The sequence below is a fragment of the Paenibacillus sp. FSL P2-0173 genome (assembly GCF_038008045.1).
GTDB lineage: Bacteria > Bacillota > Bacilli > Paenibacillales > Paenibacillaceae > Paenibacillus > Paenibacillus polymyxa_B.
Genome location: NZ_JBBOYK010000007.1, coordinates 155752 through 167455 on the forward strand (window position 1 = coordinate 155752; position 11704 = coordinate 167455).

General features: G+C 46.6%; 9 protein-coding genes. 8 read left to right on the top strand and 1 reads right to left on the bottom strand.

All coding sequences use genetic code 11. The features are described 5' to 3' along the window. Positions 1 to 100: 100 nt before the first annotated feature. The gene (locus MKX30_RS25780) at positions 101 to 1471 is read right to left on the bottom strand and encodes a hemolysin family protein (protein WP_028541809.1); all 1371 of its coding nucleotides are present in this window, start codon (positions 1469 to 1471) and stop codon (positions 101 to 103) included. Positions 1472 to 1695: 224 nt separating this feature from the next. On the opposite strand from MKX30_RS25780, the gene MKX30_RS25785 reads away from it, so the two are divergent. The 8 genes from MKX30_RS25785 to MKX30_RS25820 all read left to right on the top strand — a co-directional run bounded on the left by MKX30_RS25785 (position 1696) and on the right by MKX30_RS25820 (position 11529). Further along, complete coding sequence (locus MKX30_RS25785) at positions 1696 to 2496, top strand: DUF1836 domain-containing protein (RefSeq protein WP_028541810.1); 801 nt, start codon at positions 1696 to 1698, stop codon at positions 2494 to 2496. A gap of 204 nt (positions 2497 to 2700) precedes the next feature. Next, entirely contained in the window at positions 2701 to 3642 is a 942-nt protein-coding gene (locus MKX30_RS25790; RefSeq protein ID WP_028541811.1) for a glycosyltransferase family 2 protein, read from the top strand. Between the two features lie 41 nt (positions 3643 to 3683). After that, positions 3684 to 4637 carry a glycosyltransferase family 2 protein gene (locus MKX30_RS25795; protein ID WP_023990347.1) on the top strand — a complete coding sequence of 318 codons (954 nt, stop codon included), beginning with the start codon at positions 3684 to 3686 and terminating at the stop codon, positions 4635 to 4637. Between the two features lie 73 nt (positions 4638 to 4710). After that, the gene (locus tag MKX30_RS25800; protein WP_028541812.1) at positions 4711 to 6090 is read left to right on the top strand and encodes a lipopolysaccharide biosynthesis protein; all 1380 of its coding nucleotides are present in this window, start codon (positions 4711 to 4713) and stop codon (positions 6088 to 6090) included. Beyond that, entirely contained in the window at positions 6065 to 7039 is a 975-nt protein-coding gene (locus MKX30_RS25805) for a polysaccharide pyruvyl transferase family protein (RefSeq protein WP_341063845.1), read from the top strand. The genes MKX30_RS25800 and MKX30_RS25805 overlap by 26 nt, the downstream gene beginning before the upstream one ends. Before the next feature lie 301 nt (positions 7040 to 7340). After that, on the top strand, positions 7341 to 7922 hold the full coding sequence (gene def / locus MKX30_RS25810) for a peptide deformylase (RefSeq protein WP_028541815.1): 582 nt from the start codon (positions 7341 to 7343) through the stop codon (positions 7920 to 7922). A gap of 165 nt (positions 7923 to 8087) precedes the next feature. Continuing rightward, positions 8088 to 9878 carry a sensor histidine kinase gene (locus tag MKX30_RS25815; RefSeq protein WP_023990341.1) on the top strand — a complete coding sequence of 597 codons (1791 nt, stop codon included), beginning with the start codon at positions 8088 to 8090 and terminating at the stop codon, positions 9876 to 9878. Next, positions 9871 to 11529 (top strand): response regulator transcription factor, encoded by a 1659-nt coding sequence (locus MKX30_RS25820; RefSeq protein ID WP_341063846.1) that lies wholly within the window; start codon positions 9871 to 9873, stop codon positions 11527 to 11529. The genes MKX30_RS25815 and MKX30_RS25820 overlap by 8 nt, the downstream gene beginning before the upstream one ends. Positions 11530 to 11704 lie beyond the last annotated feature (175 nt).

Consider the following 11704-nt stretch of genomic DNA (forward strand, 5'->3'; position numbering starts at 1 on the left):
GCAGGGCAAACGACCTAAGTCGTTTGCCCTGGGAATATGTCATTTCAGTAGGAGTGAACACAAGTGTCAAGTGCAAAGATAAACGCTCAGGTCACACGGTTCACTCCCGGGAAGAAGTGTCCGATTCTGCTTCCAATTCAGATGCGGGGGATGTGTGGTGTAAAATAATCTCCACCCGACGAATACGATTTTTACCCATTTCACGAATGATAAATTTCACATTCTCTTCTATGAATTCCTTGCCCTGTCTAGGTTCCGGAACCCGGCTATACACCCACCCTCCGACAGTATCCACGTCTTCATCGTCCAATGTCAAGCCCGTCAGATCACTCAGATCGGAAAGCATCACTTTACCATCCATCAAATAACTGTTCTCCGTCAGTTTCTCGATTTCCTTCCGTTCATCCTTATCAAATTCGTCCCGAATTTCGCCAACAATCTCCTCCAAAATGTCCTCAATGGTAATGAGGCCGGAGGTTCCACCGTATTCATCGACCAGGAGAGCGATATGAACCTGCTCCTTCTGCATACGTTTCAGCAGTGTGTTGACGGGGATAACTTCCGGAACGGTCAAGATCGGTTGAATCAGACTGTCGAAAACAAGCTCTGGATTGCGATCATACTCAAGGAATAGCTGTTTGGTATTAATCATACCAATGATCTGATCCTTGCTGTCTGTCGCCACCGGAAAACGGGTATACTGCTCTTCGTGAATAGTCAGCATGTTTTCTTGTAGCGAGCGATTCGTAAACAAGCATACCATATCTGTACGTGGTACCATAATTTCTTTGGCAACGGTCTCGTCAAAAGCAAAGATACGATTTACGTAGCCATATTCGGTGTTATTGATCTTACCACTTTCCACGCTTTCGGACAAAATGATCTGAATTTCTTCCTGAGAGTGCGCTTCTTCATGCTCACTAGCCGGTTGAAGACCAAACAGACGAACCAGACGATTGGCCGAGCCGTTAAGGAGCCAAATAAACGGATACATAATCCGATTAAACCACACGATGACTGGGGAGGTTAACAGACTGACAGCTTCCGCTTTGCGGATCGCCAATGTTTTGGGAGCCAGTTCGCCGATCACCACGTGCAGGTAAGTTACAATGACGAATGAAATAATAAAGGCCAGGATATGTGAAAAATCCCCATTGATGTTGAGCTGTTGAAAGAGAGGCTCCAGCAATTTGACTACGGTCGGTTCACCGAGCCAGCCGAGTCCCAACGCTGTAATCGTAATACCAAGCTGACAGGCGGACAGGTAGCCGTCCAGATTATTGACGACTTTTTGTAGCGCCAGTGCGTTTTTACGGTTCTCCACGACCAGCTGATCGACCCGGCTGGAACGGATTTTAATAATCGCAAACTCGGTAGCCACGAAAAAAGCACTAAATAAAATCAACACCGCAAACAAAAATAGACTGACACCTATACCCATATAATTTTCACTCATCCCTTTTTCGTTCAATTTTTTAAGGAACTCCATTTTAAGTTCACTTGAACTTATTTTAAGAACTTAAAAGGAAATATACAAGGTTCATATGGAATCATAGCAGGTCACCTACCTCCAATTTACACGGAAAATAAGGCATAATAGAACCCGCACGGATCATTGCTTCACTTTACAAGCCTAGTTTGAGGGCGTATGATGAGTTCAAATGAACTTGAAATGTAATAAAGGGAGGAAAGCAGATGGAGTCTTTTACCCTTACTCGTCGTGATATGGCCCATTTGCTGCTGGCCATGGAAGGTCGCCGCGAATTGCAGCCTTTGGCCGTTCTACAGGACGCCTGGAGGCGCACTCATAGCCATCTCGCCCGTTCCGGGAGCACGATGCCGACATTTTTATACACCGACGTGACACCTGTGCTAGATAAAATCATCAAGGGTAAGCACAGCGCAGCCTTTTCGCTGCAGGAGATCGTTTCCCTGGGTCAACTGGTCGAATACAGTCATGTCTCACTGGCATCTATGCAAAATTGGGTCAAACGCGACTTCAAGGAATTTCTCGGCGCTCCGAAGATCGGCAAAAAATACTCGGTCAACCAGGCAGCTATATTGCTCATTGTGGAAGATTTAAAATCATGTCTTGATTTTGAATCCATTCGTCAGCTATTTCATATCCTGTTCCAACAACCCGAAGATGATACGGACGATCTGATTCAGCCGGTCGATTTGTACGCCGCCTATTCAACTTTGTTTGAGGAGCTGGATGCGAACGGAGACCAACTGCTCGATGTTGCTGGAGCAGGCTATGCAAAGGACAACGGAAATTCCGTTACAGGACAGCAGCGCCAGGAAGCTGCGACAGAGGAGCTGCTGGTTCAGGCGGCCGATCAATACATCAGCCGTTTACAGCATTTGACCCCTAACCAGTGTGAAGCAGTGCGTAATACTTTGCTGGTGGCAGCGGTAGCGGTGCAAAATAGTTATTTTTTGTCCATGGCACGTCGGTATGTGAATGCGACGTTGTTTCTGGACTTCCAGGGGTAAATCAGGATTGGCACTAGAAGCCAATCCTATTTTTTTGCTCTTTTTAGAGGATTGTCTACCCTTTTGGAGACTGAAAAAGTATACAAAAGAGGTATATACACTAAAACGCTGTCAAAGATACAATAAACATATATAATCCAGCAATTGGAAAAACTTAGAATATCTCTTCCAAAGCATCTGGATACACACACAGGAGGTAATGGCATGTCCGATGTCTCCATCATCATTTGTACCCGCAACCGGATCGAAGACCTGACACGCTGTATACAATCTATTGCAGTACAGCAGCAATTGGAGCATACGGCTGTAGAACTGCTGATTGTTGATGACGGCGATATTTCCGACCAACAGATCGAGCAGTACCGTCACATGGTATCCGGATTGCCTCAAAGCGTTTTGAAATATTATAAAAAAAGTCGTCCCGGCGTTTGGTTGTCCCGCTATGAGGCCTTGTCTCTTGTGCGGTATGATATTGTGCTGTATTTTGACGATGATGCAGAACTGGACGATAAACTCTATATCCGGCGCTTGCTCGATACCTATGATCAGGATGAAACGATTGTGGGTGTTGGAGGGATTGCAAAGGGATTACATTCGAGCCGGGCAGGAAAGCTGCTGGGCGTTTTGACATTTCAGATGTCTTCATCCCTCGGCAAGCTCTCGCCTAGTAGTCTGGCAGGTTCTTTGCTGCGTTGGGGCGAAGCGACTGAGGTTTTCGATACAGAATTTTTCCATGGCTGCAATATGTCATTTCGGAGGGATGCGCTTCGGGACATGAAGCCGTATCCGTGGATGACCAGTTATGCCGTTGCTGACGATTTGTACATGTGCCAGTTGGCGAGCCGTTACGGCAAATTGGTTATCAATCCTGACTTAACCATCATTCATCATGAATCTCCAAGCTCGCGCGATAAGGCGGGCAAAGTAGCCAAGGCTACAGCGATTAACCACTATTATTTTCTTGCCTTGAAAAAGGCTGGAGTGATTCAGTATGGAGCCCTTTTATGGACCTTATCCTACTTGATGCTCAAAGAAATGCTGCGCCGCAATTTTAATGCCGCAGATGGATACAAGCAGGGGGTGTTGTTCATTCTGAACCCGCGCAAGCAAAAATATAACGAATATTTAGGCCCGGCGGTTCAGTAAACTGTTTTTTTAACACACTGACAGGATAAAGGGGGAGTATGATGTTAAGCTTGTCCATTGCTCTGTGCACCCGAAATCGGGTTGATGATCTGACCCGATGCATTAATTCAATTGCCATTGGGGGAGCACCGGAGGCATGTGAAACCGAGCTATGGATTATTGACGACGGAGAACTGCCGAAGCATGTGCTGGAACGTTATGAGCGTCAGTTGGGCAGAGCGGGAATTACCTACCGATATCATCGCAAGGAGCAGCCGGGATTATGGTTATCTCGTGTAAAGACAGCTGAACTTGCGCAGGGTGACATCATTTTGTTCCTTGACGATGACGTTGAGCTGCCGAGCAACTATTTGAATGAGTTGATGCGTACCTATGAGGCTTACCCGCAGGCCGCTGGTGTTGGCGGTATTGCACAGGGAATGAGTAACAGCTTCATGGGAACGATTCGATGCTTGCTGTCATTCCAGCAGTCTTTGTCCAAAGGGAGGTTGTCCCTCAGCGGTCAGTCCGGCTCGATGTATAACTGGCATAAGGCCAAGAAGACGTTTAGAACCCAGTTTTTTCATGGCTGCAATATGTCATTTCGCCGTGAGGCGATTCGCAGTCTGGAGCCGGTACCTTGGTTGCAAAGCTATAGCGTAGGCGAGGATTTATTACTTTCACGCATCGCAATGAAAAGCGGTCCGTTATACATTAACCCGGCGCTTACGCTGCTTCATCACGAATCGCCGTCCTCGCGCGACAATATGGAGCAGGTTACTTATATGCGGGTGATGAATCATATTCATCTCCTGCGTGAAGAGGGATCTGGGCCGATTGGTTATGCAGCACTATACTGGACGACGTTGTATCAGATTTTGAGAGAAAAGCCCAAGAAAAATCATACTGCCATTCAAGGCTATAGAAGAGCGTTGAAAGCAATCTTTTCAAGTCCAAAGGAGCCTGTTGGCGGGGGACAGTTGCCTGAACGCAATTCCAAAAAAACGGTAGGCTGATGGAGGTGCGTCAAAAGACGCAATGTGAGCATAGAGACGAGAGGCTTAATAAGGAACAGGAGTTGGACGTAACATGAGCACATGGACAGCAGCAAGGAAAGTATTCACGGGTGACAGTCTCGCCAAAACGATCATGCGCACGAGCTTTAACAATTTTTTTGTGCTAATCGTCACGACCCTGACTTCCATCCTGACCGCACGTATGCTCGGAGTAGAGGGGAAAGGAGAACTGGCGGCAGTTCTGTTCTGGCCTACGTTGATCGGCAGTGTGTTGAGCTTCGGATTACCAACGTCGTTAATTTATAACATCAAGAAGAAAACAGGCACGACGGAAGAACTGCTGGCGTTGTCGCTCTGGATTCAGTTGCCTGCCAGCTTGTTGGCGGGAGCGGTGGCCTGGATATGCATGCCGCTGTGGCTGAATGGTTATGGTGCGGATATCATCCAGCTGTCCCAGCTTTATTGTGCGGCAGCCATACCGCTGGCAGTGCTTACAGCGCTGACGACAGCATTGTCGCAAGGGCTGGATCGATTTAGCGTATATAACGGTCTGTTGTTTTACTACCCGTTACTGAATTTCATCGGTCTGGTGACACTGTGGCTGATGGGCCTGCTCAATGTGCAGCTGGCAGGAGCAGTGAATTTTGCCGCGAGTTTCCTTGCGCTAGTATGGGCGTTCCTCCGTTTGCGCAAGTATATGAATTTGCGTGCTTTCCGTCCATTTACCAGCCGCCAAGTGCTTCGTCCTTATTATAGCTATGGAGCGAGGGTTTACGGGATGGAGCTGATGGGGACGCTGTCCACACAAACGGACAAAATCGTTATTGTGGCGCTGCTATCACCCAAAGCGTTCGGTCTGTACTCTGTCGTCTACGCCTTGTCTCGTGTGTTCAATGTGGTGCAAAATGCCGTCACTAACGTTACTTTTCCTAAGGTGACGGGGATGGAGCACAGCAAGATTGTCGAAACAGTAGGTCGTGCTTTTCGCATCTCTATGGCTGCGATGCTAATCGTCATTGTGCCTGCTCTCTTCATTGGACGATACATGCTGGGTTTGCTGTACGGCCCCGCTTTTCTGGAAGCATCGCTAACGTTCTACCTGCTGTCACTGGAATGTATCATTGGTGGCGGCTCATGGATTCTGGCTTCGGCCTTTAACGCGCTGGGACGTCCGGGACTGGTATTGTTCCGGCAAATTGTAGCCTATGCGATCACCGTCGGTCTATTTTTTATTTGTACACCGATCTTTGGTCTGGACGGCATTGCGATTGCTTTGCTTGTAGGCGCTTGTGTACGATTGGCGTTCTCACTGTTCTCATTCCCGATGTTTTTCAATGTTCCGCTATCACGGATCATTTTTGATAAAAGTGACATTACATTTGTCATTCAGACTATACAAAAGAAGCGCAGGAAGGGAGAACTGAAAGATGCCGAATTTGCATCCCATGGCTAAACTGAAAAATAAGCTGAGCGTCATTCTCGACGTAGTCCCCCAAGGTTCGAATATCATTTATGTCGATTATCCCGTCTATAATAACGGTGGGGATGTACTCATCATGAAAGGCACCGAAGCGTTCTTCAAGGATAATGGCATCCGTGTCCGTGCCCGTTATAGCGCTATGGATATTCCCGATCGGCTTCAAATTCCGGGTGACTGGATTATCGTGTGCCACGGCGGCGGCAACTTCGGCGATCTCTATTCAAATCACCAAAATTTGCGAGAACGCATCGTTCGCGATTTCCCTAACCACCGAATTGTAATTATGCCGCAGACGATCCACTTTCAATCTGAACAGAAGGCTAATGAAGTCGCTGCCTTGTTCAATGCTCATCCGGATCTACATATGTTTGTGCGGGATACACGCTCTTATCAGTGGGCTAAGGACAAGCTGAACCAGTGCAGTATCACACTATGCCCTGATATGGCGCACCAGCTCTGGCCATTGAAGCCGACTACGGAAACAGTGAAGGATGTATTGTATTTCCTGCGGACTGATATTGAAACGGTGGGTGGACAAAAGAAGTTCGATGACGAGGCAGATGCCGCTCACCGGCTGGACTGGGATACTTTGTTCACTCCGCTGGAAGTGAAGGGAATTGTCTATTTCCAGAAGTTTTATCGACTGGATAAGAAAATCGGTGGACCGTTGCCTACACGTACGTTCTGGTACAAGTACACAGACCATCTCATGAACAAAGCGGTTACGCTGTTCAGCTCTTACCGCGAGGTTCGCACTTCACGGCTGCACGGTCACATTCTGGCCTGTCTGCTTGATATGCCGCACGTTGTCATTGACAATTCCTACGGCAAGAACTCGCAATATTATAATACCTGGACACAGCCGAATCCAAAGGCGCAGCTGTTTAGTGAAGCTCCAAGTGCGTTGGAGCATCCATCTTAATAGTAAGAAAAGATACGTATGATTAATTTCAAAGGTATGATAACGGCAAAAAATCTCCTGACCACTTCATTGGTTAAGGAGGTTTTTCGTTTTGTGCTATATAGAGCATAAGTATAATTGTTAATTAGATAAACCATTAAGGCAATGAATATTTAATGACTTAAATACCGCTTCATTTTGACAATTCATTTCATGAATAGATATAATTTATGGGATAAAACTTGTAGGAATATTGGGAACTCCCCTAACTTTTGCAGAATAACATGAAAGTATATTTATTTTAATGAATCGAGGCTGACGAATGAGTAATCAATCGATGGACATGCTTCTCACGAAGGATATCGTGCGTGAAGGGGAGTCTATTTTGCGTACGAAGGTGGATCCGGTATGCTTGCCACTGTCTGAAGAGGATCTTCAACAGATGCAATGGATGCTGGATTATCTGAAAAATAGCCAAAATGAAGAGCTGGCTACCCGCTATGAACTGCGCCCGGGTGTGGGATTATCTGCGAACCAGGTAGGTTTGAACAAAAGAATGTGCGCTATTTATTATGAAGATGGGGACAAAACGGTAGAGTATGCGTTGTTTAATCCGAAGCTGGTCAGCCACTCCACGTCCATGATTTATTTGGAACAAGGTGAGGGGTGCTTGTCTGTAGATCGGTACGTAGCCGGATATGTACCTCGTTATGAAAAAATTCGTATTAAGGCCAATTTGCCAGACGGAACACAGGAGCTATTGACTTTCAAAGGTTATGCAGCGATTGTAGTACAGCATGAAATGGACCATTTGGACGGTATTATGTTCTATGACCGTATCAATCCGGAAGATCCGCACAAGCTGCCGCAGGGAGTGCATATCGAACCTTTTGTACGTAAATAGCTCATGATCCGTAAAGTGTGGTGACTCCGTTCGCCACATTTTTTTAATTTTGCAAAAAAATATGGATATAGAGGTTACGAAGCTTTAAACTGGAAACATGTAGCTCGTGATAGAGGATGTGAAAATACACAAAAATGTAAGCGCTTATCTTATGGGAGGGATGACATGAATCGTGGAGTACGGCTTCTGATGAATAATATGCGTATGCGGAATAAGCTGCTGTTCTCCTATGTACTGATTGTCATGATCCCGGTGCTGGTGGTAGGCGGCTGCGTTACTTTTTATTTGCGAGAGCAGGCATTGAATAGTGCAATTGCCCAGACAGTAAACAATGTGGAAAAGATCAAGAGCCAGACGGCAAATTTACTGCGTGTGCCAACGGATATTTCAAATGGGCTCATGTTCGATAAGAGGCTGAGGGAGATGGCGAACAGACGGTATCCGGGTATGGTAGAGCTGATGAATGCGTATCATCAATACAAGGATTTTAATGAGTATACTCAGCAATATAGAGAGGTTGCTACCATCCGGTTCTATTCGTACAATCCGACGCTTGTCAATAATCTGGAGTTTATTCCAGTGGACTCTAACATTGAGCGGCAGCAGTGGTTCCAAACGGCTTTGAAGGGGACGGCGATTAACTGGTTTTACATTCAGGATAAGGAAGATAACCCGGTTAATCGCCTGAGCCTGGTACGGCAAATTCCATTTCCCGAATATAATACCAAGGGAGTTCTGATGATATCGCTGAGTCAGACCGAGTTGAATGATATGCTGAGCAAGGAGCCCTTTGAAACATTGATTGCAGATCGTAATGGTATTGTGGTCGCAGCTACTCGTCCGCAGTCGGTGGGTCAGACGTTGGGAGATTTACATTTGGGCTTTGATGTTCAGCGTGCGGGTAAGGGAATATATGAAGCGAAAATCAACGGAAAGTCCTCCAACATCATCGTGGATGAGCTGCTGCCCGCCTCCAGTGTGAGCGGATTTACGATTATTTCAGTGTTTTCGACGGAGCATATTGTACAGGGAGCCAACCGAATTAGCTTGATTGGTGCTCTATGTGTTCTTGCGGTGCTGGTTATGGCACTGATTCTGATCACCATCATTTCCTGGCTGATTACCAAACGCCTACAGCGGTTGAGCTATGAACTGGGTAAGGTAGCCGCGGGCGATTTTCATGTGGTATCGAGTGTGGAGGGAAGGGACGAGATCGGGGATTTATCCCGCCGTTTCAACTATATGGTGAACAGTATTCGCCAACTCATGGCGCAGGTCTATGAGACGAGTGAGCATAACAACAGACTGGAATTGGCACAAAAGGATATCAAGCTAAAAATGATGGCTAGCCAAATTAATCCGCATTTTCTGTTTAATGCGTTAGAATCCATTCGAATGAAAGCACATCTGAATGGGGAAGCGGAAATTGCAACGACGGTGCGTTTGCTTGGCAGGCTGATGCGCCGGAATCTGGAGATTGGCAGTGGTAAAACGACGGTACTACAGGAGCTGGATATGGTGCGATCCTATTTACAAATTCAGCAGTTCAGATTTGGAAATCGTTTGATTTATGAAGTGAATTTGGAAGAAAGCGCGACGGACCTGTCGATTCCTCCCTTAATCATACAACCGCTGGTGGAAAATGCAGTCATTCATGGCCTGGAAAATAAGGAAGAGCCAGTTACCGTGAAGGTAGATATTGCAATAGAACGAAGAGAGCTAAAAATTAAAGTAGAAGATGATGGGATTGGCATGGAAGCTGGGCAACTGACCCGTCTGCTAGCTCGGATCAGGGGGACGGAAGAGCCGGAAGGAAGCAGTATTGGCCTGCGTAATGTACATCAACGTCTAACATTGATGTACGGCGAACGTTATGGACTGCATATTGAAAGCGCATTACAAGAAGGAACAACCGTATACTTTTCCATACCAAGGGGGGAAGAGTCGAATGTATAAAGCAATGATTGTAGATGATGAGCCTGCGATTCGTGAAGGATTGTCCTCCATTATTGACTGGGGGAATTGTGGCTTCCGTATTGTCGATACGGCAGGGAACGGACGCGAGGCTCTGGATAAGTTCGGAGAGCATCGACCGGAGCTGGTCATTGTAGATATTCGTATGCCCGGGATGAGTGGGCTGGAGGTCATACGAAGCATACGTGAAAAGAACGGAGAGCCGTTTCACTTTCTCATATTAAGCGGATATGCAGACTTTGATTATGCACGGCAAGCCATGGGCTTCGGGGTGGATGGCTACCTACTGAAGCCAGTTGATGAGGAAGAAATGACGACAGAGTTGAAACGGGTACGGCAAAACATTGAGGACGAGAAAGAAGATGGCAAATGGGGAAGTCCGCCTTCCCATGAGCGTAATTGGATCGAAGCACTATTGTTTCCGGTTCATCAAGAGCATGCTCGTAATGCTGTGGAAAGCAGCGATTCTCTTCACAGAGCATCCAAGCAAGCTGAACATCAAAGCGGTAACGGAAAACATGGACAACAGCCCGTGTTACCAGCGTTGGACTGGAGTAGCTATCAGGTTATTCTGCTGGATTTACGTATACCTGACTGGGATCGGCAAGCTCGGCTGGCGGCAGCAAAGCAGCGGCTAACAGAATTGTGCCATGAGCAGGGCAGAGGTATCGTGTTTGAGGCTGGAATATATATGGGTCTTTTGCTTCCCGCCACGTTAAAAACGGAGAAAGATGCTGTTCAGTTACTGGCTGCTTGGCGACAGGAGCTAAAGCCGTGGGCAAAGGAAATTTATGTGGCTGCCGGTGATCCTGTAGCCATTCTTAACGACATTCCTAGGTCTTTTGAGCAGGCACTACGATTGTTAGAACGTACGTTTTTGTTCCGGGCAGAAAGAGCCATGCTTTCCGGAGACCTACACGAATTGGAGACAGTCGAGACTGAAAGGAGTGGAGCGTCTGATAGTGCCACAGATGATCCCATACGTTATGCAGAAAAGCTGTACTATGCGCTAGATATGGCTAATAGTGAAGCTGCAACCCGTGTCATTAAGGAAATGGAAGGGCAATTTCCACGGATTTATCGCACAGAATCTGCAATCAAGGCGGCGTTCGCCCAAACATTCACACTGGCGTTGAACAAGTATGCAGCCGGACAGGATCACAGCCGAACCGTGCTAGAGGAGCACTCCAGCTTTATAACCGATGTATATGCTTATTCCACATTGGGCGAGCTGGTGGATCACTCGCTGGAGCATGTGTTGCAATGGATTGGCCAGACTGATCCTAGTGGCAAGGACATCATCATGAAACAAATGATTGACTTTATACATAGTCATTATGATGAAAATTTGCGACTGGAGTTACTGGCAGATATGTTCAATTATAATAGTGGCTATTTGGGCAAACTGTTCAAAAGTCATACGGGTGAGGCCTTTAATGCCTACCTGGATAAGGTGAGGATTGAGCGAGCAAGGGAATTGCTTGCACAAGGAATTAAGGTACACCAGGTGGCGGAACACGTGGGATATGCGAATGCAGATTATTTTCATAGTAAATTTAAAAAGTATGTTGGAATGTCACCTTCCTCCTACCGTAATCGGGTTCAAAAGAACGGAGGAACAGATGGCTGTTGATAGAATCCCTAGGTTTAGCGCAATGAGTCTCTCTTGCAGATGTCGGAGGTACAACCTCCGAACGAAGAGAGGCTCTTTTTTTATGGTGGATAAATGGATAGATCAATCGAAAATGTCACATTCATTATGGAGTTTAGGGCGTTTTCATCAAATGGACACCATTTTGACACGGCTT

Bases quoted from the DNA above. Each gene is read 5' to 3' on its own strand.
- MKX30_RS25785 (WP_028541810.1), top strand. From the start codon at position 1,696: ATGGAGTCTTTTACCCTTACTCGTCGTGATATGGCCCATTTGCTGCTG.
- MKX30_RS25790 (WP_028541811.1), top strand. From the start codon at position 2,701: ATGTCCGATGTCTCCATCATCATTTGTACCCGCAACCGGATCGAAGAC.
- MKX30_RS25795 (WP_023990347.1), top strand. From the start codon at position 3,684: ATGTTAAGCTTGTCCATTGCTCTGTGCACCCGAAATCGGGTTGATGAT.
- MKX30_RS25800 (WP_028541812.1), top strand. From the start codon at position 4,711: ATGAGCACATGGACAGCAGCAAGGAAAGTATTCACGGGTGACAGTCTC.
- MKX30_RS25805 (WP_341063845.1), top strand. From the start codon at position 6,065: ATGCCGAATTTGCATCCCATGGCTAAACTGAAAAATAAGCTGAGCGTC.
- def (WP_028541815.1), top strand. From the start codon at position 7,341: ATGAGTAATCAATCGATGGACATGCTTCTCACGAAGGATATCGTGCGT.
- MKX30_RS25815 (WP_023990341.1), top strand. From the start codon at position 8,088: ATGAATCGTGGAGTACGGCTTCTGATGAATAATATGCGTATGCGGAAT.
- MKX30_RS25820 (WP_341063846.1), top strand. From the start codon at position 9,871: ATGTATAAAGCAATGATTGTAGATGATGAGCCTGCGATTCGTGAAGGA.